Below are 22916 nucleotides of genomic sequence, written 5' to 3'. Positions count from 1 at the left end.
CGCATTCCACGACAGACTGACAAAGGAGCCGGTGGGACGCGGGTTTTCCGACTGGTCACCCCTGGCCGCTGGCGGCGGGGAGTGGCATCACGGTTGCGGGTCAGCGCCGGAGTCGCACCGGCTTGCCCCATCGTCCTTCGGTTAGGCGAACCGTCGCACGACGGGCAGCCGCCCGTCAAACGAGCCGCCAACTAGGGTGACGGTATGAGTGCTGACTGGTCCTGGCTGTTCCTCGACGCCCACGGGAACCCGATGGAGGGAGCGGCCGTGACGATCACGGGCTTCCCGACCCAGAGCGACGCCGAGAGCTACCTCGGCGAGTCCTGGCGCGAGCTGCTCGAGGCGGGGGTGGAGTCGGTCACCCTCCGTGAGCACGACGTCGTCGTCTACGGCCCGATGAGCCTGCGGGCGGCGGAGTGAGCTCGGCGTCGGCCGGCGCGTCCGTCCCCACCCTGTCGCCGGGGCTCGAGCGCGACCTGCTCGGGCGCGTGGTCGCGGCGCAGCGCTCGTGGCGCGCGCCCGGCGTCAGCGTCGGCGTCGTGCGTGACGGGCACCTCGTCTGGTCGGCTCACGTGGGGTCGGCGCGGCTCGGCGCCGGTCCGGTGCCGGCCACCGACGACACCCAGTTCATGATCGGCTCGGTGACCAAGACGTTCACGGCGCTGGCGGTCATGGCACTGCGCGACGACGGACGGCTCTCCCTCGACGACACCCTCGAGGCCTACCTCCCCGGCACCACGCACGCCCGGGTTCCCTTGCGCCAGATGCTGGCTCACGCCTCCGGTCTCCAGCGCGAGCCCGTCGGCCACATCTGGGAGAGCCTCGAGGCCCCGGAGCGCGACGAGTTCCTCGCGGGTGTCGAGCAGGCCGAGCAGGTGCTCCCCGCGCATCATGCGTTCCACTACTCGAACCTCGCCTACGGCCTCCTCGGCCAGGTCGTCGAGCGGGTCACGGGCCAGGACTGGGAGCACGTCGTCCGCGAGCGCGTCCTCGACCCGCTCGGCATGACGCGGACCGGGCTCGTCCCGGCGGACGACCGGGCCATCGGCTACCAGGTCGACCCCTACGCCGGCACGGCGAGCGAGGAGCCGCTCTTCACCCTCAACGCGACGGCGCCGCTCGGGGGCCTGTGGTCGACCGTCGCCGACATGGCGCGCTACGCCGCCTACGTCGCGAACCCCGACGACCGGGTCGTGCGCCCCGAGACCGTCGAGGAGATGTGCCGGCCGATCATCATGACCGACACCGACGGCTGGACCGGCGCCTACGGACTCGGTTTCGGGATGGGCCGGCGCGGCGACCGGGTCTACGTCGGCCACGGCGGGGCGATGCCGGGCTTCCTCACCGGCCTGCGGGTCCGGCGCAAGGACGGCATCGGCGCGGTCGTCTTCGCCAACGCGACGTCCGGTGCGCTGACGCTGGCGCTGGCGACCGACCTCGTCGAGGCGGTCCTCGACACCGAGCCGACGCTCGCCGCCGCCTGGGTGCCCGAGAGGGAGCAGCCGGCCCTGGCCGAGCTGCTCGGCCTGTGGTGGTCCGAGGGGTCACCGCTGACGTTCTTCGTGCGCGATGCAGAGCTGTGGTCGCGGCTGGCCGAGGACGAGCAGCTCTCCGAGACCCGCTACGCCCCGGAGGGCGCCGACCGCTACCGCGCGGTCGAGGGCCGGGAGCGCGGTGAGGTCCTCGAGGTCGTGCGTGCCCCTGACGGTTCGGTCGAGAAGCTCTACTTCGCCACGTATGCCGTCACGCGGGCACCGCTCGCGTTCGCCGATCTGCAGCCCTGACGTCCACCGTCGACCGCGTGACGCCGTGACGTCGTCGGGCGGGCTGCCGAGCCGAGCTCGAGCGTGCTCGAAGGGGCTCGGCGGGGCTAGACGGGGCTCGACGGTGGCTCAGGCCGGGTGCTGGCCTCGGTCGACCTGGGGCTTGGGCATCCGGGTGCGGCGCATCTGGAAGGCGCGCATGATGGCGTACCATGCGTCGCCCTTCTCGGCGCCGCCGAACTTGTCGTCGACCTTGCGACGGGTCCGACGCCACATGAGCAGCGCGTCACCGATGGCCACGAGGATGAGTCCGTAGACGAGCACGAAGACGAGCAGGAGCGCCCAGCTCTGACGGACGAAGCTGAGCAGCAGCACGATGAGCATGATCGGCAGCATGAACTCGCCGACGTTCCAGCGGGCGTCGACGGTGTCGCGGATGAAGCGGCGCCGAGGACCCTTGTCGCGGGCCGGGAGGTACTTCTCGTCGCCGGTCATCATGCCGGCGCGCTGCTTGGCCATCGCCTCGCGGCGGGCCGCCTTGTCCTGCGCACCGGCCGCCTTGCGGTCGGTGACGATGAGCGGACGCTTGTTGAGGGCCTCCTGCTCGCGCCGCTTCGGCGTGGGCCGGTTCTTGGCGCCGGGCCGCGCGGGGTCGGTCGAGACCGGGGTCGCGAGCTCGTCGTTGAGGGTCTTCTTGCGTCCGAACACGGGGACACTCTAAGCCGAAGCGCGCCCCGGCCCCGCATCGAGACCGCGGGCTACCGGCCCGGGAACCTCTCACGTCGCCGGGTCGGTGTCCGAGCGGAGGGGCACGAACCGGTAGTGCCCGTGGTGGCTGCTGACGAGTGAGCCGTGCTCGCGCACGACGAGCGTCATGGTGCCGGCCACGGGCAGCACGAGCCGACCGGGATCGCCCAGCTGCTCGACCAGCGACCGGGGGAGAGCCGGCGCGTCGGCGGAGACGAGGATCCGGTCCCACGGACCGTGCTCGGGGTCACCGAGCACGCCCGGCGCGGACCGGTGGACGGTCGCCCACGGCATACCTGCCCTCGCGACGTTGGCGGCGCCCCAGCGAGCCAGGTCGGGCTCCAGCTCCACGCCGACGACCTCTCCGGCCGCACCGGTGAGGTGGGCCAGCAGGGCCGTCGTCCAGCCCGACCCCGACCGGACGTCGAGCACCCGCTGGCCCGGCCTCACGTCGAGCAGGCGCAGCATGTCGCCGACGGTGCGGGGCTGGGAGCTCGTCTGGCCGCGGCCGATGAGGATCGGGATGTCCTCGCCGGCGCGCGAGCGCGCCCCGCGGGGGAGGAAGTGGGCTCGCGGGACGGCGGCGAACGCCTGCTGCACGCGGTCGGCTTCGTCCATGTCCCGAGCCAAGCACGGTCGGGCCGCGTGCGTCAGGTGCGTGGTCGCGCGACGACGTGGACAAGGGTGCCGAGGGCGCGGTACGGGTCCGTCGCGCCCAGCCGCTCCTCGACGTCGAGGAGCGTGGCCAGCGCGTCACCCGCGGGTGCGGGCTCGTCGACCGCGACGTCGTCGCTGGCGACCCTGATGCCGTACCAGGCGACGACGTCCAGGTCGGCGGCCTCGCAGTCCGCGGTGAGCGAGGCAAGGGTGTCGGCGCGGGCATCCACGCCGATCTCGTTGCGGTAGCGGGCATCCCGGCCCTCGGCGGCCGCTCGCCGCGTCTCGTCGAGCATGGCGAGCGCGGCGCTCCAGTCGTGCCGGGCCGCCGGGCGCCAGGCCATCGCACCGCCGTTGCGGGCCACGATCGACACGACGCCGCCGGATGCCGTGCGGCGGGCGAGCGCGGCCACCGCTGAACGGCTCTCGGGGAGGTACATGAGGACCCCGTGGCACATGACGACGTCGTATGCCGTCGGCTGCGTGACGCTGGCGAGACCGGCGAGGTCGGTGGCCACGAGGGTGACGTGCTCGCGCTCGCCGGGGGTGAGCCCGGCGGCGGCCTGCTCGAAGGCGGCCCGCATGCGTCCGTCCGGCTCGACCGCGGTGACGGAGTGGCCGCGCCGGGCCATCCGCAACGCCTGCGTGCCCTGGCCGGCGCCGACGTCGAGGACACGGAGGGGACCCCTGGGCAGGTGGGCCTCGAGCTGTCGGGTGACCAGCTCCTGGCGCACGACGTTGCGCAGGTTGCCGAGACGCTCGAGCCAGGGCTGCTGGCCGGCGACGAACGTGTTGTCTCCCATGGGGCGAACCTACCGACGGGCTGCGACAGCCCGGACGCCGGTGGCGGGCGACCACCTCTGGTCGGCGGGCCGGAGCGGACCGTGCCGGGCGTCGTCGCAGCGAGCGCCCGTGGGTAGGGTCGGGATCGTGACTGACGATGCCCTCACCCCTGACCAGATCCAGCAGATTCGCGACCGCGTGGCCGAGCTCATGCCCCAGGTGCGGGCCGACCTCGAGGAGCTCGTGCGCATCCCGAGCGTGTCCGCGACGTCGTTCGACCAGTCCCAGGTGGCGCGCAGCGCCGAGGCCGTGGCCGAGCTGCTGCGCCGTGAGGGTCTCGAGGTCGACATCGTCGTCGAGGGCGGTCGTCCGGCCGTCATCGGCCACCTCGACGGCCCCGAGGGGGCCCCGACGGTGACCCTCTACGCTCACCACGACGTGCAGCCCCCCGGCGACGACGCCGACTGGGACACCCCGCCGTTCGAGCCGACCGAGCGCGACGGGCGTCTCTACGGTCGGGGCGCCGCGGACGACAAGGCCGGCGTCATGGCGCACGTCGCCGCCCTGCGGGCGCACGCGGGCCACCTGCCCGTCGGCGTCACCGTCTTCGTCGAGGGCGAGGAGGAGTTCGGTTCGGCCTCGCTGCCGACGATCCTCGAGAAGCACGGGCACCGACTCGCGGCCGACGCGATCGTCATCGCCGACTCGGGCAACTGGGCCATCGGCGAGCCCGCCCTCACGACGACGCTGCGTGGCGGCGTGCGCGCCGTGGTGCGCGTCGAGACTCTCGACCACTCGGTCCACTCCGGCATGTTCGGCGGAGCGGCACCCGACGCCGTCACCGCGCTCGTGCGCCTGCTCGCCTCGCTCCACGACGACGGGGGCAACGTCGCGGTGCAGGGTCTCGACGAGGGCACGGCCGCCGAGCTCGACTACGACGAGGCCCGCTTCCGTGAGGAGTCCGGACTGCTCGACGGCGTCGAGCTCATCGGCTCGGGCTCGATCCTGACGCGCCTGTGGAACAAGCCGTCGATCACCACCATCGGGATCGACGTCACCTCGGTCGACAAGGCCTCCAACACCCTGGCCGCACGCGCCGCCGCCAAGGTGTCGATGCGCCTGGCCCCGACCCAGGACCCGCAGGCCGCCTTCGAGCTGCTGCGTGATCACCTGCTCGTGCACGCGCCCTGGGGCGCGAAGGTGACCGTCGACCTCGAGGAGCACGGCTCCGGCTTCGCCGCCGACGCCGACGGGCCCGTCTACGACGAGGCACGTGCGTCGTTCGCCGATGCGTGGGGCACCGAGCCCGTCGACATGGGCGTCGGTGGTTCGATCCCGTTCATCTCCGACTTCGTCGCGCGCTTCCCGGAGGCCTCGATCATCGTCACCGGCGTCGAGGACCCCGACACGCGGGCCCACGGGGCCAACGAGTCGCTGCACCTCGCGGAGTTCGAGAAGGTCTGCGTGGCCGAGGCCGTCTTCCTCGCCCGCCTGGGAGCGCTGCAGCGCAGGTGACGCCCCGCGGCTCCTCCTCGGACGCGACGTCCGAGGAGGAGGGCCCCGGACGCACGGAGGTCAGGACGGGCGTCCCGCGCCCCGGTAGACCTGGTCGCGCAGCTCGCGGGCGTAGGCGTCCACGTCGGGCATGCCGAGGTCGCGCGCGGCGTCGATCTCGGACTCGATGTCGTAGGGCACCCGGACGAAGTTGACCGAGAAGCTCTGCGGCACGAGCGAGTCGCTGACCCCCTCGAGGATGCAGTAGGGCGCGCTCGGCCCGTCGAGATGGTTGCCGACGGCCCCGGCGTTGAAGAGCACCAGGCCCTCGTCGGCCTCGAGGTAGGCGCCGTGGATGTCGCCGTAGCCGACGACGTCGGGCGTGGTGCCGACGGGCCACGTGTCGACGGGCCACGTGTCGACGGGCCAGGTGTCGACGGGCGAGGCGTCGTCGGGCGAGGTGTCGTCGGGGTGGCCCCGCCGGGCGGGCGCCCACGGGCCGGTGAAGTCGGTGTTGGTGAACATGCCGCGGAACTCGTCCATCGTGTGCGCCGCTCGCACGCGCACGAACTCGCTCGTCTGCGAGGCGTGGAAGAGCCGGATGCGCTTGCCGCTGAGGACGAGGTCGTACGCGTTGGGTAGGCCGAGGAGCCACGCGGCGTCCTCGTCGGTGAGCTCGTCACGCGTCCACTGACCCGCGTCGAAGCGAGGCACGTCGCCGCGCTCGACGAAGCCCTCCCAGTCGCCGATGAGGGTGTCCCAGTTGCCGCGGACGGTCACCTCGCACGAGTCGCGGGTGCGCTTGATGGCCTCGGAGCCGCGCGGACCCTTGCCGACGACGTCGCCGAGGTTGAGGACGCGCGTGATGCCACGCGCCTCGATGTCGGCGAGGACGGCCTCGAGCGCCGTGATGTTGCCGTGGACGTCGGAGATGACCGCGATCCGGTCGAGCGCCAGCGTCACCGGCCGTCAGTCCTTGTGGGTCTTGCCGGGCAGGGCAAGCATCCGGTCGAGGGCTGCGCGGGCCTCGGCGGCCACGGTCGGGTCCACGCGGATCGGGTTGACGACGCGGCCGTCGACGAGCGACTCGAGGGCCCACACGAGGTGGGGCAGGTCGATGCGGTTCATCGTCGAGCAGTAGCAGACGTTCTTCTCCAGGAAGGCGATCCGCTGCTCGGGGAACTGCTGGGCGAGGCGTCGCACGAGGTTGAGCTCGGTCCCGACGACCCACGAGGTGCCCGCCGGGGCGGCCGCGATGGTCTGGATGATCTTCTCGGTCGAGCCCACCTCGTCGGCCAGCTCGACGACGTCGTACTGGCACTCCGGGTGCACGATGACCTTGACTCCGGGGATTTCGCGGCGCGCGGCCTCCACGGCGTCGACCGAGAACCGGCCGTGCACCGAGCAGTGCCCGCGCCAGAGGATCATCCGGGCGCGCTCGAGCTCATCGCGCGTCAGGCCGCCGTTCGGGCGGTGCGGGTCCCACACGACGCAGTCGTCGAGCGAGAGCCCGAGCTCGCGGACCGCCGTGTTGCGGCCGAGGTGCTGGTCGGGCAGGAAGAGCACCTTGCCGGTGCCCGAGCCGTCGAGACCCACCCCGCCGACCTGTTCGAAGGCCCAGTCGAGGGCCGTGCGGGCGTTGGACGAGGTGCAGATCGTGCCGCCGTGGCGCCCGGTGAACGCCTTGATCGCGGCCGAGGAGTTCATGTACGTCACCGGGATGGTCTCTCCGGCGACGCCGGCCGCCTCGAGCTGCTCCCAGCAGTCCTCGACCTGGGCGATCGCGGCCATGTCGGCCATGGAGCAGCCGGCGGCGAGGTCGGGCAGGATCACGGTCTGCTCGTCGCTCGTGAGGATGTCGGCGGACTCGGCCATGAAGTGCACGCCACAGAAGACGATGTAGGGGGCGTCGGGCCGGGCAGCCGCGTCGCGCGCCAGCTTGAACGAGTCGCCGGTGACGTCGGCGAACTCGATGACCTCGTCGCGCTGGTAGTGGTGACCGAGCACGAAGACCCGGTCCCCGAGCGCGGCCTTGGCAGCACGGGCCCGCTCGACGAGACCGGGGTCCGAGGCGGCCGGCAGGTCACCGGGACACTCGACGCCGCGCTCGGTGTGCAGGTCGGTGCCCCTGCCGAGGACGAGCAGGGGGAGCGGTGCCGAGGCCGTGTCGGTCGTCATGAGCAGATCGTATGCCGCCGCCGATCGGGTCGATGACGAGGCGACGCCGTGGTCGTGACGGGTGGTGACGAGGTGGTGACGGGGTGAGGTCGGCGTCGGGTCCGTCCCACGGTGACCTCGGCACCGGAGGCAGTGGGAGGATTCCGGACGTGCACGTCATCATCGCGCCCGACTGCTACACCGGCACCCTCACCGCCTCGCAGGCCGCCGCTGCGATGGCCGACGGCTGGGCCCGCCGGGCGCCCACGGACCGGTTGACGCTCGTCCCGCTCTCCGACGGCGGCCCCGGCTTCGTCGACGTCCTCGCCGAGAACCTCCCCGGCGAGGTGCACGCGGTCGTCACGACCGACCCGCTCGGTCGCGAGGTGCCCGGCACCATCCTGCTGACGAACGGCGCCGGCGGGCGCACGGCATACGTGGAGTCGGCCCAGGCAGCGGGGCTGCACCTGCTGGCCCCGGACGAGCGCGACCCGACGCGCACGACGACGACCGGAGTCGGCACGCTCGTGCTCGCGGCCCTCGACGCCGGCGCGCGACGGGTCGTCATCGGGCTCGGCGGCTCGGGGACGAACGACGCCGGCGCCGGGCTGCTCGCGGCCCTCGGGGTCGGGCCAGCAGCCCGTCTCGCCCAGGGCGGACTCGCGCTCGGCGCCACGACGGCGGACGACGTCGCCGGCCTCGACGCCGCCCGGGACCGGCTGCGCGGCGTCGACCTCGTCATCGCGAGCGACGTCGACTCGCCCCTGCTCGGGCTCAAGGGCGCCAGTGCGGTCTTCGCACCCCAGAAGGGCGCGTCGGAGGAGGACGCGCAACGGCTCGAGAACGCGCTCGGCCACTTCGCCAGCGTCGTGGCACGGGTGCGGCCCCCGGCCCGGGACCTGCTGACGGGCACGCTGCTCAAGCCCGAGCGCGAGCCGGGCGCCGGCGCTGCCGGGGGACTCGGCTACGCCCTGCACCTGCTCGGCGCCCGTCGCGTCTCCGGGGTGGAGGCCGTCCTCGACGCCGTCGGCTTCGTCGACCTCGTCGCCTCCGCCGACCTCGTCGTCACGGGGGAGGGCACCTTCGACTGGCAGTCCCTGAGGGGCAAGGTCGTCGTCGGTGTCGCGGAGGCCGCGGCCCGCGTCGGGGTGCCCGTCATCGCCGTGCCGGGACAGTCGCTCGTCGGTCGCCGCGAGGCCATGACCGCCGGCCTGTCGGGGGTGTATGCCGTCGCGGAGCGCCCCGACCAGGTCGCCGCGGCGCTCGCCGAGCCCGCCGCCCGGCTCGCCGACCGCACGGCACGCGTCGCGAGGACCTGGTCGCCCTCGGCCCTCTGAGGGTCCGTGAGGGGTGCGGGCACCTCGCGGAGACGGGGCCTCACGACGCCGGTCCGGGACGTGATGCCCGGTTCGGACGGCCTCCGACGTATCCTTGGTGGTGCCGGGAACACATCCGGCGCGGCATGGGTTCTCACCTCCGACCCATGTTCCACGACGTGAAGGACCAACACATGAGTGTCGAGACGAACGCATCTGCCGCCGAGGTTCAGACCGAGGCTCCCGCCCACGGTGTCGTCCTGACGGACGTCGCGGCCACGAAGGTCAAGAGCCTGCTCGAGCAGGAGGGTCGTGACGACCTCCGCCTCCGTGTCGGCGTCCAGCCCGGTGGCTGTTCCGGCCTGATCTACCAGCTCTACTTCGACGAGCGCAGCCTCGACGGTGACCTCGTCCGCGACTTCGACGGTGTCGAGGTCGTCGTCGACCGCATGAGCTCGCCCTACCTCGAGGGCGCGACGATCGACTTCGCGGACACCATCGAGAAGCAGGGCTTCACCATCGACAACCCCAACGCGGGCAGCAGCTGCGCCTGCGGCGACTCCTTCAGCTGAGCCGCCACCAGCACGATGCACGCCCGAAGGGCCCGGCCGTCACGGTCGGGCCCTTCGTCGTACCCGGGTCGGCGTCGGAGGCACGCTCCCGGCGGGTAGGTTCGTCCCGTGCAGATCGCCATCACCGGTTCCATCGCCACCGACCACCTCATGACCTTCGACGGGCTCTTCGCCGACTCGCTCGTCGTCGAGCAGCTCGACAAGATCTCCCTGTCGTTCCTCACCTCCGACCTGCAGGTCCGGCGGGGCGGGGTCGCGGCGAACATCGCGTTCGGCATGGCCAACCTCGGCCAGCGCCCGCTGCTCGTGGGTGCCGTCGGCGAGGACTTCACCGACTACCGCAGCTGGCTCGAGCGGCACGGTGTCGACTGCGGCGGCGTGCACTACTCCGAGTCCCAGCACACGGCGCGCTTCATCTGCACGACCGACCGTGACATGGCCCAGATCGCCACCTTCTACGCCGGCGCCATGACCGAGGCCCGCGACATCGAGCTCGCGCCCGTCGCGCAGCGCGCCGGAGGCCTCGACCTCGTCGTCGTCGGCGCCAACGACCCCGAGGCCATGCTGCGCCACTCCGACGAGTGCCGCTCGAGGGGCATCCCGTTCGCGGCGGACCCCTCGCAGCAGCTCGCCTTCTGCGACGGCCCGACCATCGCCCGCCTCATCGACGGGGCCGAGTACCTCTTCACGAACGAGTACGAGAGCCACCTCGCCTGCCAGAAGACCGGCTGGACCGAGGACGAGCTCGCCGACCGCGTGCGCGTCCAGGTCAAGACCCGCGGCAAGGACGGCGTCACGGTCCGCGTGCGGGGCGAGGACCCCGTCGAGGTCGGCATCGCCCGTGAGGTGCGCAAGGCCGATCCCACGGGTGTCGGCGACGCCTTCCGCGCCGGCTTCCTCACCGGCCTCGCCGTGGGCCTGCCGGTCCGTCGCTGCGCCGAGCTCGGCTCGATGCTCGCGACGTACGTCATCGAGACGGTGGGCACCCAGGAGTACGTCCTGGGCAAGGAACGCTTCCTCGAGCGTCTCGCCGAGGCCTACGGCCCCGAGTCCGCCGCCGAGATCGGCCCCCACCTGACCTGCCCGCGGCCGTGACGCCGTCGCGCACCGGTCGCTGACCGGCATCCCACGAGTCCGGTCCCGTCCGTGCCCACGCCGCCGCCGCCCACCCCCTGGGACTTCGCCCTCGAGCGCGTGACGCCGGGCGAGGACCTCATCGGCATCGGCGCGGACCTCGACCTCTCGACGCTCTTCGAGGCGTACTCCGTCGGGGTCTTCCCGATGGGCATCGGCGAGCAGGGGGCCGAGCCGATCGGATGGTGGTCGCCGGACCCGCGCGGCATCCTGCGGCCCCGTGAGCTCAAGGTGAGCCGGTCGCTGCGCAAGGCGGCCGCGCACTTCGAGGTCCGCGTCGACACCGACTTCCGCGCGGTGGTCGAGGCCTGCGCCGCTCCCGACCGCGACGGGCGCTGGATCACCCCCGAGATCGTCGACTCCTACGTCGGGCTGCACGAGGCCGGGTGGGCGCACTCCGTCGAGGCCTGGCAGGACGGCCGGCTCGCCGGCGGCCTCTACGGCGTCGCGATCGGCGGCCTCTTCGCCGGCGAGTCGATGTTCCACCACGTGCGGGACGCCTCGAAGGTCGCGCTCGTCGGGCTGCGCGACCTGCTCGTCGCCGACGGCGACCCGCGCCGGCTCGTCGACGTCCAGTGGCAGACGCCGCACCTCGCGACCCTCGGCGTTCGGGAGGTCCCGCGCGAGGAGTACCTCGCGATCCTGCCGACCGTCCTCAGGGCCCCGCTGCCGGCCTGCTGGGCCTGACCACCTCGACGACGTATGCCGTGTGGCCGTCCTCCGCACGCGCCTCGACGAAGCGGTGGCCGCGCATCCGGCACCACGCCGGCACGTCGTGCGCGGCGGCGGGGTCGGTGGCCAGCACCGTGACGAACCGCAGGTGCGGCCGCTCGGCCACGCGTCGCGCGAGCCGGATGACCGGGAGCGGGCAGCGCTCACCGCGTGCGTCGACGACCTCCGACTCGTCCGCCCCGCTCACAGGTCGGCCACGCCGAGCTGGTCGCGGACGCCCCGGACCGTGGGCCCGATGGCCGCGGTGAACGCGGCGACGTCGTCGGCGAGGGCGGGGGAGACGGCGGGAAGGGGCAGGGTGACGCGCACGTTGCCGTGCGTCAGGACCCCCATCGCGGCCAGCACGTGGCTCGGTTCGAGCGTGCTCGACGTGCAGGCCGAACCGCTCGCGACCGCGAAGCCGGCGGCGTCGAAGGCCCCGACGACGGCCTCACCGTCGACGTACAGGCTCGAGAAGGTCACGACGTGGGGGAGCCGGTCGTCCGGGTCGCCGACGACCTCGGTGTCCGGGACCGCCGCGGCCGCTGCCCGGATCTCGTCGACGAGCGCGTGAGCGGTCCGCGCGTCGTCGTCGCGCGTGGCCGCCGACTGCTGCCACGCCTCGGCGGCTGCGAGCGCTAGTGGCACCCACGGCGTGACGTCGGAGCGTCCGTGCTCGACGTCGGCCCGGGCCTGCGACCACTGCCACCGCACGCCCTCGCGCACGACGAGGATCCCGAGCGGGGGGCCGCCCCACGACCGCGCGTCGCCGACGAGGACGTCCCAGGCGGCCGGCACGTCGTCGCGTCCCAGCGACGCCATCGCGTCGACGACGAGGGGAGTCCCGTGCGCCGCCGCTGCGTCGCGGGCCGTGGCGAGCGGCTGTCGGGTGCCGACCTCGCCGTTGGCGCTCTGCAGCACGGCCACGACGCTGCCGGGCACCGCCAGGGCGGCACGCCACGCGTCGAGGTCGAGCCGGCCGGCCCGGTCCACGCCGACCTCGGCCAGGAGTGCCGGGTCCTCGGCCGCGGCCGCCCGTGCGCGGCCCGGGACGAGCACCGCGGAGTGCTCCACCGCGGAGGCCACGGTGCGGGCGCCACGTCGACGGGCGGCATACGACACCCCGTCGACAGCCCGGGCGAGCGCGGTGGGTCCGCTGGGCAGGAAGCTCACCTCGGACGGGCGGACGCCGAGGCCGGCCGCCACCACCTCTCGCGAGCGGTCGAGCAGGGCCCGCGCCTGGCGCCCCTCGGCGTGGAGGCGTGCGGGGTCGGCCCAGCCGACCTCGGCGGCGGCCAGCAGGGTGTCACGGGCCACGGGATGGAGGGGCCCCGCGGCCGCGTCGAGCAGGCGCCGGGCACCTGTTCGGGGGAGCGGTCGGTGGCCCGTCGGCCGGTCGCCCGACGCCGGGCGGGAGCCTCCTGAGGGGACCTGAGGGGCAGGTCCAACGTTCGTGCCCGGATCGTGACTGACCACTCCGCAACGTTAGCCGCCCCCTGCGGACAGCGTGACAAGTGGGACGGTAGGGTTGCGCCGTGGGCCTTGCTGCCCAGACGGTTTGACGTGAACACGTTCGACGCGCGCCCTGCGCGCCCACGTACGGAACGAAAGGTGCACCTGGTGCCTGAGCACGAAGACACCCCAGCGGCGTCGCCGGTGGTGACGACGGTGGGAGGCGGGACCGGGCGGCGACGCACGGGTCTGCGCATCGCCGGGGTCGCCGGCCTCGCCGCACTGGCCCTCAGCGGTTGCCAGGGACAGGTGTCCAACGGATACCTGCCCCCCGTGGTGTCCGACAGCGGCCAGCGGGTGACCGACCTCTGGGTCGGCAGCTGGATCGCCGTCCTCGCCGTGGGTGCCATCACGTGGGGCCTGATGCTCTACGCCGCCATCCGCTTCCGCAAGCGCAAGGGTGACGAGACCCTTCCCGTCCAGCTGCGCTACAACGTGCCGATGGAGCTGCTCTACACCGTCATCCCGGTGTTCATGGTGGCCGTCTTCTTCTACTACACCGCGCGTGACGAGGCCGCCCTCGTGGACACGAGCACGAAGAAGGACCTCACGGTCAGCGTCGTCGCCAAGCAGTGGAGCTGGGACTTCAACTACGTCGACTCCGACGTCCACGAGACGGGCGTCCACACCGAGCTCGACGGCACCTACGGCAAGCGCGCCCAGATGCCGGTGCTCTACCTGCCCGTCAACAAGCGCGTCGAGTTCGTCCTCAACTCCCGTGACGTCATCCACAGCTTCTGGGTGCCGGCGTTCATGATGAAGATGGACATGCTCCCGGGCAAGACGAACAAGTTCCAGCTCACCCCGACCCAGGTCGGCACCTTCCAGGGCAAGTGCGCCGAGCTCTGCGGCGCCTACCACTCGCAGATGCTCTTCATGGTCAAGGTCGTCCCGCAGGCCGAGTACGACCAGGAGATGGTCCACCTCAAGGACATCGGTCAGGGTGGCCTCATCCCCGTCGACGCCAGCCGCGAGCACATGGTCCCCGGCGACGCCCAGAAGATCCCCGCACCAGCTCGCACCGGGAGCAACTGATGACATCCGCAACGCTCAACCGTGAGGCGCACGCGCCGGGCATGACGGCTGCACGGCCGCGCCTGGCCAAGGGCCAGACGTTCGTCAAGTGGGTGACGACGACCGACCACAAGGTCATCGGCAACCTCTACTTCATCACCTCGTTCGTCTTCTTCCTCTTCGGCGGCGTCATGGCCCTGCTGATCCGCGCCGAGCTCATGGCGCCGGGACTGCAGATCGTCGACAACCCGGAGCAGTACAACCAGCTCTTCACGATGCACGGCACGATCATGCTGCTGCTCTTCGCGACGCCGCTGTTCGCCGGCTTCGCCAACGCCGTGATGCCGCTGCAGATCGGGGCGCCCGACGTGGCGTTCCCGCGCCTCAACATGTTCGCGTACTGGCTCTACCTCTTCGGTGGCCTCATCGCGTCCATCGGCTTCCTGACCCCGCAGGGTGCGGCGGCCTTCGGCTGGTTCGCCTACGCGCCGCTGTCCGACGTCAGCTACTCGCCCGGCGTCGGCGGCGACCTGTGGGTCTTCGGTCTCGCGCTCGGTGGTTTCGGCACGATCCTCGGTGCCGTCAACTTCATCACGACGATCATCTGCCTCCGCGCTCCCGGCATGACGATGTTCCGCATGCCGATCTTCACGTGGACCGTGCTGATCACCTCGCTCCTGGCGATCCTCGTCTTCCCGATCCTCGCGGCCGCGCTCTTCGCCCTCGGCGGTGACCGGCGCTTCGGGATGCACATCTTCGACCCGGAGAACAACGGGGCGATGCTCTGGCAACACCTGTTCTGGTTCTTCGGGCACCCAGAGGTCTACATCATCGCGCTGCCGTTCTTCGGCATCATCAGCGAGGTCCTGCCGGTCTTCTCGCGCAAGCCGATCTTCGGCTACAAGACCCTCGTCTTCGCCACCATCGCCATCGCGGCGCTGTCGGCGAGCGTCTGGGCGCACCACATGTACGTCACCGGTCAGGTCCTGCTGCCCTTCTTCGCGGTGATGACGATGCTCATCGCCGTGCCCACCGGCGTGAAGTTCTTCAACTGGATCGGCACGATGTGGGGCGGCAAGGTCGTCATGGCCACGCCGATGCTGTGGGCCCTGGGCTTCCTCGTCACCTTCCTCTTCGGTGGTCTGACCGGCGTCATCCTGTCCAGCCCCGCCCTCGACTTCCACCTCTCCGACAGCTACTTCGTCGTCGCCCACTTCCACTACACCGTCTTCGGCACCGTGGTCTTCGCGATGTTCTCGGGCTACTACTTCTGGTGGCCCAAGCTGACGGGACGCATGCTCGACGAGCGGCTCGGCAAGATCCACTTCTGGATGCTCTTCATCGGCTTCCACATGACCTTCCTCATCCAGCACTGGCTCGGCATCGAGGGCATGGCCCGTCGCTACGCCGACTACCTGCCGGAGGAGGGGTTCCAGGCGGCCAACATCGTCTCGAGCCTCGGCTCGTTCCTGCTGGGCGCCTCGATGATCCCGTTCGTCTACAACGTCTGGAAGACGTGGCGCAAGGCTCCGCTCGTGGAGTCCGACGACCCGTGGGGCTACGGCGCCTCGCTCGAGTGGGCGACCTCCTGCCCGCCGCCGCGGCACAACTTCACGTCGCTGCCCCGTATCCGCTCAGAGCGCCCCGCCTTCGACCTGCACCACCCGGAAGCGGCTGCCGGGGTCGCACCCGTCGCCGACCAGGGCACCCTCGTGCAGGTCATGGGTCCGGCCGACGTCGCCGGGTCCGAGCGGTCCACCACCACCACCGAGAAGCGTGAGGACTGATCCCGATGCGCGTCGAGACCAAGCTCTTCCTCTACCTGTTCGTATTCTTCATCCCCGTGGTGCTCATCTACGGCTTCTGGTCCAAGTGGGAGGAGCCGATCGGCGTCACCGCGCTGATCCTGACGGCCCTGCTGTTCGCGCTCAGCGGGTTCTACCTCTACATGACCGGCAAGAAGCTCCCGCTGCGTCCCGAGGACAACGCGGCCGGTGAGATCGAGGACGCCGAGGGCAACTACGGCTACTTCGTCGCCAGCTCCTGGACGCCCCTGTGGCTCGCGGGTTCCGCGGCCGTCATGTTCGCCGGTCTCGCGATCGGCTGGTGGCTCTTCATCATCGGAGCCGTCTTCGCCATCGTGGCCGTGTGCCTCTGGGTCTTCGAGTCCTTCTCGGGCGAGTACTCCATCTGACCCACCGTCCGCTCGGACGAGCAGAGGGCCCCGGTCGTCGACCGGGGCCCTCTGTCGTGCTCAGGCGTGGCGCGCCCGCACCTGCAGGTCCGGCTCAGGCGGGCCGTCCCTGCCGCCACCCGTGCTGCGGCTCGAAGCCGATGAGCCGGCGCGCCCGGGCGTTGGACAGCAGCGTCTGGTGCCCGGTGACGTCCCCGCGCACCTCGACGTCCGGGAAGACCTCCGAGAGCAGGTCGGCGCTCGGGCGCTCCATGATCGTGTCGTCGTTGGCGATGATGAGGTTGAGCGAGCCCGTCGTGTCGGCCTCCAGGGCGTTGCGGCACGAGGCCGCCGCGTCACGCACGTCGATGTAGCCCCAGAGGTTCCACATGCGGGCCGTGGCGTCGTCCTGGAAGCTCGCCACCCGGCGGTAGTCCTCGTCCGTGAAGATGTTGGAGAAGCGCAGCCCCACGAAGGGGATGCCGCTCCAGGTGCTGATGTGCTCGGCCATCGTCTCGGAGAGCACCTTGGACAGGGCGTACGTCGACTCGGGGTGGGGGTAGTGGTCCTCGTCGACGGGTGCGTAGCGCGGGGGAGCGTCGGGACCGAAGGCGAGCCCGAGCGTCGTCTCGCTCGAGGCCCACACGACCTTCCGGAGCCCGAGCGTCTGGGCCGCGAGGAAGACGTGCGCGTTCATCGTCGTGTTCTCGGTGAGCGTGCGGGCCGCGGGGCGCAGACCGGGGGCGGGGATGTTGGCCAGGTGCACGACCGCGTCGGCCCCGGTCAGGACGTCGACGACCTGCCCGTGGTCGGTGAGGTCGGCCCTGAGGTATGCCGTGTCGAGGCCCTCGGGGGCCTGCGTGAGGTCGGTGGCGAGGACGTCGTAGCCGTGCTCGAGCAGGTGGGCCACGGCGGCCCTGCCGGCCTTACCGGCCGCTCCGGTCACGACGATGGGTGCGTTGGTGGTGGTCACTCCAGCACCCTAGTCGCGCCACCTCCGGCGCCGGACAGCGCGAAGGGGAAGGCCATCCGGCCTTCCCCTTCGATCCGTCATGGGCCTTCACGGCCCGTGCGGCTCGCAGTGCGATCGTGTGGGAGAGAACATCGGGGCGCACCTCCATCCGATCGGTTGAACGGTATCTCGACCGTAGCTCCGGTGCGGATCGACGTAAAGGGGCGCTCCGCCCGCACCCGACAAACCGTCCCGGATGCGAGACGCCGGAACGGGTGGGGTCGAGCCGGGTGTCGCGACGGACGAGCGCGCGAGAGCGCCGGACCTCAACCCCAGCCGAGCTCGTGCAGGTGGGCGTCGTCGATGCCGAAGTGGTGGGCTATCTCGTGCACGACCGTGATGGCGATCTCCTCGCGCAGCTCCTCTGCGGTGGCGCACAGCCGCTCCAAGGGGCCCTGGAAGATCGTGATGCGGTCGGGCAGGGCCCCGGCGCCCCACCAGCCGTCCCGCTCGGTCAGGGGAGTCCCGTCGTAGACACCGAGCAGGTCGGGGTCGTCGGCCGGAGGCTCCGTCTCCACGAGGACGACGACGTTGTCCATGGCCTGGGCGAGCTCCGGTGGGATCGAGTCGAGGGCGTCGCCGACCGCCTCCTCGAACTCGGCCTCGGACAGGTGGTGCATGGTCACGAGTCTGTCATGAGCTCGGCGACCGACCGTGAGCCCCGCATGCCGAGAGGGACCCCCTGCTCAAAGGAGGTCCCTCTCGGTGGTGCTGCGAGTGTCCGCTGCTCGTCAGTCGAGCTGCTTGTCCGCCTTGATCGTCTCGCGCTCCCGGCCCGCGCCGGCTGCCTCGATGGCCTCGTGCGCACCGTCAGGGGCGCTGCCGTGGTCGTGCTCGTGGTGGGCGGCCTCGAGCTCGGACGGCGTCGGGGGCGCCACGCGGTCACGGAAGTAGAAGTTCGAGAACTTCGCGCGCAGCTGCTCCTTGCGGGCGATCGGGCTGTCCACGCCGTTGGCGTCCTTGGCGGACGTGAGCTGGAGGGGCTCGCGGGACTCGTGCTGGACGAGGACCCAGCGCTCCTCCGGCGTCAGGGGTGCGTGCACCTCTTCGAAGCGGCCGTCGGCGTAGCGCCAGATGGTGCCCGTCTCGCGTCCGTGCAGGACCTTCTGGCGGTCGGCGCGCTGCAGGCTGAGGCAGATGCGCTTGGTGATCCAGAAGGCGACCGGGGGAGCGACGAAGAAGAGCACCCGCAGCGTCTGCGTGATGTCGTTGATCGACAGGTGCAGCTTGATCGCCATGAGGTCGTTGCCGGCGGCGAGGAAGAGCACGACGTACATCGAGATGCCGGCGATGCCGATCGCGGTGCGGGTCGGCGCGTTGCGCGGGCGGTCGAGCAGGTGGTGCTCGCGCTTGTCGCCGGTCACCCAGGACTCGACGAACGGGTAGGCGCCGATGATCGTCCACATCACGGGGAGCAGCACGAGCGAGCCCGGGAAGATGTTCATGCTCCACGTGAAGTTGCCCCACGAGACGAACTCGAGGAAGCCGGGCAGCAGTCGCAGTGCACCGTCGGCGAAGCCCATGTACCAGTCGGGCTGCGAGCCGGCCGTGATGGGGGACGGGTCGTAGGGACCGTAGGCCCAGATCGGGTTGATCGTCACGACGGCCGAGATGAGCGCGATGACGCCGAACACGATGAAGAAGAAGCCACCGGCCTTGGCGATGTAGACCGGCAGGAGCGGGTAGCCCACGACGTTCTTGTTCGTGCGGCCCGGGCCGGGGAACTGGGTGTGCTTGTGCAGGAACACGAGCAGGATGTGCGCCGTGAAGAGGCCGACGAGGATGGCCGGGATGAGCAGCACGTGCGCCGAGTAGAGGCGCGGGATGATCGCCTCGCCCGGGAACGCCCCGCCGAAGATGAAGTACGACATGTACGAGCCGATGATCGGCGCGGACTGCATGAAGCCGTTCATGGCGCGGATGCCGGTGCCGGAGAGCAGGTCGTCGGGCAGCGAGTAGCCGGCGAAGCCCTCGACGCAGGCCAGCAGCGACAGGATGGTGCCGAAGACCCAGTTGATCTCACGCGGCTTGCGGAACGCACCGGTGAAGAAGACGCGGGCCATGTGCACGAAGACCGAGACGACGAAGATCAGCGCGGCCCAGTGGTGGATCTGCCGGATGAGCAGCCCGCCGCGGATGTCGAAGGAGATCGCCAGCGTCGACCGGTAGGCGTCCGACATCGTGACGCCCTGGAGCGGCACGTAGGAGCCGTCGTAGACGACCTGGGTGGCGCTCGGGACGAACCAGAAGGTGAGGAACGCGCCGGTCAGCAGGCAGACGATCATCGAGTACATGGCGATCTCGCCGAGCATGAACGACCAGTGGTCCGGGAAGACCTTCTTCGCGAGGAAGGAGACGCCCTTGGCGCCACCGAGACGGTCGTCCATCCACCCGGCGATACCGCCGAGCGGCTTGGTCGACGAGGCTCGCTCGTCGGCCTGGCGGTCGCCGGCGCGGAGCGCGTCGGCAGGTCGAGTCTCGTTGATGGTGCTCATCGCGCACGCTCCCAGAAGCTCGGTCCCACGGGCTCGGCAAAGCCCTGGGGGGCGACGAGGTAGCCCGCGTCGTCGACGGTGATCTTGAGTTGCGGCAGCGGCCGCTTGGCCGGACCGAAGATGACGGCGCAGTCCTCGGTGAGGTCGAAGGTCGACTGGTGGCACGGGCAGAGCAGGTGGTGCGTCTGCTGCTCGTACAGGCCGACCGCGCAGCCGACGTGGGTGCAGATCTTGGAGTAGGCGACGACACCGTCGATGCCCCAGTCCTTGGCCTTCTGCACCTTGATCAGATCAGGGTCGAGGCGGATGAGGATGACGGCCGCCTTGGCCTTGGCCTCGAGGACGTGCTTGCCCTCGTCGATGTACTTCTGGAGCGTCTCGGGCATCACGTGGAAGACCGAGCCGTTGGTGACCTCGTCGAAGCGGATCGGCGTCATCTCCGGGTCACGCATGAGCCGGATCGGCTTGCCGCCGTTGTCCTTCGGGTCCCAGATCGTGTGCTTGAGCTCCTCGACGTTCACGGGGCCGAGGGAGCCGGCGACCTGGAGCCCCAGGGGGAGCGCGAACAGGCCGAGCGCACCACCGAGGGAGTACTTGATGAGGGGACGTCGCGGCAGCTGCGTCGAGGCGACGCCCGCGCTGACGACGGCCACGGCCTTGGCGCGCTCCTCGGCCGTCGAGGCCTGCTCGTGACGCTCCTCGACGATCTCCTCGTCGGACATGAGGGTCTTGGCCCAGTGCACGGCTCCGATGCCGATGAAGAAGATGGCGAAGCCGAGGGACAGGCCCAGCACGACGTTCTGCGTCTTGGCGATGCCGATGCCGGGGAAGAAGAAGGTCGCCTCGTCGGGCACCGCGAAGTAGCTGACGATGAAGACGAGCGTGCCGAGCATCGACAGGCCGAACATCGTCGCGACCTGGCGCTCGGCCCGCTTCGCGGCGGCGGGGTCGTCGTCGGCCGCACGGTGGACGTGCGGCGGCAGACCCGGGTTCTCGAACTGGTCGACGCCGGTGATCAGCGACGCCGGCAGCAGGTCGTGGCCGTCTCCGGACGCAGGGACGAGCGCGCGGTTCGTGCCCTGGTCCGTGGTCTCGTTGTCGTTCATCGGGTCGTGGTCCTGTCGTCGTTCGTGAGCGTGTCGGTGCAGCGCGTGGTCATGCGGCCTTCTTGCCGAGCCAGACCGCACAGCCGATGAGGATGCCGAGCGCGAACACCCAGGCGAAGAGACCCTCGGACACCGGTCCCAGGTTGCCGAGCGTCAGGCCACCGACGTTGGTCTCGTTCTCCTGCGCCTTGAGGTAGGAGATGACCTTCTGCTTGGCCTCGGGCGTCAGGTTCATGTCGTTGAAGACGGGCATCGACTGGGGTCCCGTGACCATGGCCTCGTAGATGTGCTTGGGCGTCGTGCCCTCGAGCGCGGGAGCGAACTTGCCTCGCGTCAGGGCGCCGCCGGCGCCGGCGAAGTTGTGGCACATGGCGCAGTTGACGCGGAAGATCTGTCCGCCCTCGGCGATCGCCTTGTTGTTCTCGGGGGTGCCGGGCTGGATGACCGTCGTGTACTTGTCCTCCGGGACGGACGGGCCGGGGCCGAGGGACGCGACATAGGCGGCGAGCGCGGCGATCTGCGTGTCGTCGAACTTCACCTTGTTCTGGGGGGCCTGGATGTTCGGCCCGGCCAGCGGCATACGACCCGTGCCGACCTGGAAGTCGACCGACGCGGCGCCGACACCGACGAGCGAGGGGCCGGACTTGGTGCCCTGCGCGGCGACGCCGTGGCACGAGGCGCAGTTGGCGATGAAGAGGTCCTTGCCCTTGGCGACGTCGTCGGCGGCGACGGTGGTCGCGGCGGCGTTGGCGTCCTTGGGGGCGAGGAAGGAGTAGGCGCCACCGGTCACGAGGAGGCCGAGCAGCAGCAGCACCGCGATCGCGGCGGGGTGTCGGCGTCGGGCGGCCAAGGCGTTCACTGTGGGTTCCTGTCGTCCATGGAGGTGGGGTTCGGGTGGGGGCGTGAGCTCATGCCGGAGGTCAGCGCAGGATGTAGATGGTCGCGAAGAGTGCGATCCACACGACGTCGACGAAGTGCCAGTAGTACGACGTCACGACGGCGCCGGTGGCGTTCGCGTGGGTGTAGCGGCGCGTCGTGAAGGTGCGGGCGATGATGAGCAGGAAGGCGATGAGGCCACCCGTGACGTGCAGGCCGTGGAAGCCGGTCGCCATGTAGAAGACCGAGCCGTACGCGTCGGAGCTCAGCGTGATGTTCTCGTGGACGAGCTCGGAGTACTCCATGACCTGGCCGGAGATGAAGAAGGCGCCGAAGAGGTAGGTCAGGACGTACCACTCACGCATGCCCCAGCTCTTGAGGTCGAGGAGCTTGCCGGTGCGGGCCTTCTGGCCACGCTCGGCCTTCCAGACGCCGAGCTGGCACCACACGGAGGAGATGACGAGCACGAGGCAGTTGACGCTCGCGAAGGGGAGGTTGAGCTTCTCGGTCTGCATGGCCCAGAGGTCGCCACGGACCGACCGGAGCTGGAAGTAGACCGCGAAGAGACCCGCGAAGAACATGAGCTCGCTGGAGAGCCACACGATGGTGCCGACGGCAACCATGTTGGGGCGGGTCGCCGGGCCGTGATGGGCCGGGCTCGCCACGGTGCTTGAAGGAACTGCCGATGCTGTCGCCACGTTGGACATTATTCCCACATTCCTGTCCGGCTGTGCGAGGGACCCCCCGCTACGGGGCCCTTTCTCGCGCGGGTGTAGAGGATTCGTGACCATACCGACACGAACCCTGAACAGCCGTGCCGCAGGCCGTCCGGGAACACCCTCCCACGACCCTCGTCACCGCTGTCCTGCGGGTGGGAGGTCGGTGCGCTGCGCCGCGCTCGACCCCGGTAGCATCGGGCGCATGACCGCCTCGAACGACAGCGCAGCGCAGGCCCCGTCCACCGCCATCTCGACGACCTCGGGGTCGCAGCGTCCGGTGGCACGGGTCAGCGTGCTGCTCTACAGCGACGACTTCACGACCCGCGACGCGGTGCGCGCAGCAGTCGGCCGTCGTCCCGCCAAGGACGTCGAGGTGGTCCGCTGGCACGAGTGCGCTACCGCGGACGCCGTCATCAGCTCCGTCGAGGCCGAGCGCTTCGACATCCTCGTCCTCGACGGAGAGGCGGCCAAGGTCGGGGGCCTGGGCCTGGCCCGCCAGCTCAAGAACGAGATCTTCGAGTGCCCGCCGATCATCGTGCTGACCGGTCGCCCGCAGGACAGCTGGCTCGCCGCCTGGTCCCAGGCCGACCTGGCCGTCCCGCACCCGCTCGACCCGATCGCGCTGACGTCGGCCATCGCCACGCTCGCGCGTTCGGGCGTGCCGACGGCCTGACG

The 22916-nt window shown here is 70.9% G+C and carries 24 protein-coding genes and 1 riboswitch; of the genes, 11 read left to right on the top strand and 13 right to left on the bottom strand.

Translation table 11 applies throughout. From position 1 onward, the window contains the following. Nucleotides 1-21: 21 nt before the first annotated feature. Nucleotides 22-170, bottom strand: a riboswitch (cobalamin riboswitch). A 34-nt stretch (nt 171-204) separates the two neighbouring features. Then, nucleotides 205-420, top strand: coding sequence for a hypothetical protein (locus TAE01_RS05760; protein ID WP_147064335.1), 216 nt, complete (start codon nt 205-207; stop codon nt 418-420). Next, a complete protein-coding gene (locus tag TAE01_RS05755; protein WP_147064332.1) occupies nt 417-1784 on the top strand; it encodes a serine hydrolase domain-containing protein in 1368 nt (455 codons plus the stop codon). Before TAE01_RS05760 ends, TAE01_RS05755 begins: the two co-directional genes overlap by 4 nt. Before the next feature lie 108 nt (nt 1785-1892). Here the strand turns inward: TAE01_RS05755 and TAE01_RS05750 are convergent, their stop codons facing one another. From TAE01_RS05750 to TAE01_RS05740, 3 genes are all read right to left on the bottom strand, one after another. Next, on the bottom strand, nt 1893-2471 hold the full coding sequence (locus TAE01_RS05750) for a DUF3043 domain-containing protein (protein ID WP_147064330.1): 579 nt from the start codon (nt 2469-2471) through the stop codon (nt 1893-1895). A 69-nt stretch (nt 2472-2540) separates the two neighbouring features. Further along, nucleotides 2541-3128 carry a protein-L-isoaspartate O-methyltransferase family protein gene (locus TAE01_RS05745; RefSeq protein WP_147064328.1) on the bottom strand — a complete coding sequence of 196 codons (588 nt, stop codon included), beginning with the start codon at nt 3126-3128 and terminating at the stop codon, nt 2541-2543. A gap of 32 nt (nt 3129-3160) precedes the next feature. Next, nucleotides 3161-3970, bottom strand: coding sequence for a methyltransferase domain-containing protein (locus tag TAE01_RS05740; RefSeq protein WP_147064326.1), 810 nt, complete (start codon nt 3968-3970; stop codon nt 3161-3163). Nucleotides 3971-4097: 127 nt separating this feature from the next. Here TAE01_RS05740 and TAE01_RS05735 point away from each other — a divergent pair, with 127 nt between their 5' ends. Then, complete coding sequence (locus TAE01_RS05735) at nt 4098-5465, top strand: dipeptidase (RefSeq protein WP_147064324.1); 1368 nt, start codon at nt 4098-4100, stop codon at nt 5463-5465. Nucleotides 5466-5525: 60 nt separating this feature from the next. On the opposite strand, the gene TAE01_RS05730 is transcribed toward TAE01_RS05735, so the two are convergent. Then, entirely contained in the window at nt 5526-6407 is an 882-nt protein-coding gene (locus TAE01_RS05730; protein ID WP_307723826.1) for a metallophosphoesterase family protein, read from the bottom strand. Nucleotides 6408-6413: 6 nt separating this feature from the next. Further along, entirely contained in the window at nt 6414-7622 is a 1209-nt protein-coding gene (gene nadA / locus TAE01_RS05725) for a quinolinate synthase NadA (protein WP_147064322.1), read from the bottom strand. Between the two features lie 149 nt (nt 7623-7771). On the opposite strand from nadA, the gene TAE01_RS05720 reads away from it, so the two are divergent. The 4 genes from TAE01_RS05720 (at nt 7772) to aat (ending at nt 11310) form a co-directional block, all read left to right on the top strand. Continuing rightward, nucleotides 7772-8938, top strand: a complete 1167-nt coding sequence (locus TAE01_RS05720) for a glycerate kinase family protein (protein ID WP_147064320.1) — start codon at nt 7772-7774, stop codon at nt 8936-8938. A gap of 173 nt (nt 8939-9111) precedes the next feature. Continuing rightward, nucleotides 9112-9489, top strand: a complete 378-nt coding sequence (erpA, locus tag TAE01_RS05715; protein ID WP_030146316.1) for an iron-sulfur cluster insertion protein ErpA — start codon at nt 9112-9114, stop codon at nt 9487-9489. Nucleotides 9490-9597: 108 nt separating this feature from the next. Next, on the top strand, nt 9598-10584 hold the full coding sequence (locus tag TAE01_RS05710; RefSeq protein ID WP_147064318.1) for a carbohydrate kinase family protein: 987 nt from the start codon (nt 9598-9600) through the stop codon (nt 10582-10584). Between the two features lie 51 nt (nt 10585-10635). Beyond that, on the top strand, nt 10636-11310 hold the full coding sequence (gene aat, locus TAE01_RS05705; RefSeq protein WP_147064316.1) for a leucyl/phenylalanyl-tRNA--protein transferase: 675 nt from the start codon (nt 10636-10638) through the stop codon (nt 11308-11310). On the opposite strand, the gene TAE01_RS05700 is transcribed toward aat, so the two are convergent. Then, nucleotides 11279-11542, bottom strand: a complete 264-nt coding sequence (locus TAE01_RS05700) for a sulfurtransferase TusA family protein (protein WP_147064314.1) — start codon at nt 11540-11542, stop codon at nt 11279-11281. The genes aat and TAE01_RS05700 overlap by 32 nt on opposite strands. Continuing rightward, nucleotides 11539-12651 (bottom strand): cysteine desulfurase family protein, encoded by a 1113-nt coding sequence (locus tag TAE01_RS05695; RefSeq protein ID WP_246111163.1) that lies wholly within the window; start codon nt 12649-12651, stop codon nt 11539-11541. The genes TAE01_RS05700 and TAE01_RS05695 overlap by 4 nt, the downstream gene beginning before the upstream one ends. 303 nt (nt 12652-12954) lie before the next feature. Here TAE01_RS05695 and ctaC point away from each other — a divergent pair, with 303 nt between their 5' ends. Genes ctaC through TAE01_RS05680 form a run of 3 tightly spaced genes read left to right on the top strand, consistent with a single transcriptional unit; the run spans nt 12955 to nt 16054 of the window. After that, nucleotides 12955-13881, top strand: a complete 927-nt coding sequence (gene ctaC, locus TAE01_RS05690; protein ID WP_307723825.1) for an aa3-type cytochrome oxidase subunit II — start codon at nt 12955-12957, stop codon at nt 13879-13881. Between the two features lie 41 nt (nt 13882-13922). Further along, on the top strand, nt 13923-15647 hold the full coding sequence (gene ctaD / locus TAE01_RS05685; RefSeq protein WP_246111174.1) for an aa3-type cytochrome oxidase subunit I: 1725 nt from the start codon (nt 13923-13925) through the stop codon (nt 15645-15647). A 5-nt stretch (nt 15648-15652) separates the two neighbouring features. After that, the gene (locus TAE01_RS05680; RefSeq protein ID WP_147064311.1) at nt 15653-16054 is read left to right on the top strand and encodes a cytochrome c oxidase subunit 4; all 402 of its coding nucleotides are present in this window, start codon (nt 15653-15655) and stop codon (nt 16052-16054) included. A gap of 94 nt (nt 16055-16148) precedes the next feature. On the opposite strand, the gene TAE01_RS05675 is transcribed toward TAE01_RS05680, so the two are convergent. From TAE01_RS05675 to ctaE, 6 genes are all read right to left on the bottom strand, one after another. After that, nucleotides 16149-17006, bottom strand: coding sequence for an NAD-dependent epimerase/dehydratase family protein (locus TAE01_RS05675; protein WP_246111161.1), 858 nt, complete (start codon nt 17004-17006; stop codon nt 16149-16151). 305 nt (nt 17007-17311) lie between these two features. Next, a complete protein-coding gene (locus TAE01_RS05670) occupies nt 17312-17665 on the bottom strand; it encodes a metallopeptidase family protein (protein WP_147064309.1) in 354 nt (117 codons plus the stop codon). A gap of 111 nt (nt 17666-17776) precedes the next feature. Beyond that, nucleotides 17777-19540: a cytochrome bc1 complex cytochrome b subunit gene (gene qcrB, locus TAE01_RS05665; RefSeq protein ID WP_147064307.1), complete on the bottom strand. Its 1764-nt coding sequence runs from the start codon at nt 19538-19540 to the stop codon at nt 17777-17779. Continuing rightward, nucleotides 19537-20646 (bottom strand): cytochrome bc1 complex Rieske iron-sulfur subunit, encoded by a 1110-nt coding sequence (gene qcrA, locus TAE01_RS05660; protein ID WP_147064305.1) that lies wholly within the window; start codon nt 20644-20646, stop codon nt 19537-19539. Before qcrA ends, qcrB begins: the two co-directional genes overlap by 4 nt. A 49-nt stretch (nt 20647-20695) precedes the next feature. Then, nucleotides 20696-21505: a cytochrome bc1 complex diheme cytochrome c subunit gene (qcrC, locus tag TAE01_RS05655; protein ID WP_147064303.1), complete on the bottom strand. Its 810-nt coding sequence runs from the start codon at nt 21503-21505 to the stop codon at nt 20696-20698. 61 nt (nt 21506-21566) lie between these two features. Beyond that, on the bottom strand, nt 21567-22229 hold the full coding sequence (gene ctaE / locus TAE01_RS05650) for an aa3-type cytochrome oxidase subunit III (protein WP_186815055.1): 663 nt from the start codon (nt 22227-22229) through the stop codon (nt 21567-21569). 214 nt (nt 22230-22443) lie between these two features. On the opposite strand from ctaE, the gene TAE01_RS05645 reads away from it, so the two are divergent. Next, entirely contained in the window at nt 22444-22914 is a 471-nt protein-coding gene (locus TAE01_RS05645; protein ID WP_147064301.1) for a PleD family two-component system response regulator, read from the top strand. Nucleotides 22915-22916: the final 2 nt, after the last annotated feature.

It is taken from the genome of Terrabacter aerolatus (assembly GCF_007991735.1).
In the GTDB taxonomy this organism is placed as follows: Bacteria; Actinomycetota; Actinomycetes; order Actinomycetales; family Dermatophilaceae; genus Terrabacter; species Terrabacter aerolatus.
This window is presented reverse-complemented; position numbering and strand designations above follow the sequence as displayed.

Coding starts and splice junctions, on each gene's coding strand:
- TAE01_RS05760 (WP_147064335.1), top strand. CDS start 205: ATGAGTGCTGACTGGTCCTGGCTGTTCCTCGACGCCCACGGGAACCCG.
- TAE01_RS05745 (WP_147064328.1), bottom strand. CDS start 3,128: ATGGACGAAGCCGACCGCGTGCAGCAGGCGTTCGCCGCCGTCCCGCGA.
- TAE01_RS05740 (WP_147064326.1), bottom strand. CDS start 3,970: ATGGGAGACAACACGTTCGTCGCCGGCCAGCAGCCCTGGCTCGAGCGT.
- nadA (WP_147064322.1), bottom strand. CDS start 7,622: ATGACGACCGACACGGCCTCGGCACCGCTCCCCCTGCTCGTCCTCGGC.
- erpA (WP_030146316.1), top strand. CDS start 9,112: ATGAGTGTCGAGACGAACGCATCTGCCGCCGAGGTTCAGACCGAGGCT.
- ctaD (WP_246111174.1), top strand. CDS start 13,923: ATGACGGCTGCACGGCCGCGCCTGGCCAAGGGCCAGACGTTCGTCAAG.
- TAE01_RS05680 (WP_147064311.1), top strand. CDS start 15,653: ATGCGCGTCGAGACCAAGCTCTTCCTCTACCTGTTCGTATTCTTCATC.
- TAE01_RS05670 (WP_147064309.1), bottom strand. CDS start 17,665: ATGCACCACCTGTCCGAGGCCGAGTTCGAGGAGGCGGTCGGCGACGCC.
- qcrB (WP_147064307.1), bottom strand. CDS start 19,540: ATGAGCACCATCAACGAGACTCGACCTGCCGACGCGCTCCGCGCCGGC.
- qcrA (WP_147064305.1), bottom strand. CDS start 20,646: ATGAACGACAACGAGACCACGGACCAGGGCACGAACCGCGCGCTCGTC.
- ctaE (WP_186815055.1), bottom strand. CDS start 22,229: ATGTCCAACGTGGCGACAGCATCGGCAGTTCCTTCAAGCACCGTGGCG.
- TAE01_RS05645 (WP_147064301.1), top strand. CDS start 22,444: ATGACCGCCTCGAACGACAGCGCAGCGCAGGCCCCGTCCACCGCCATC.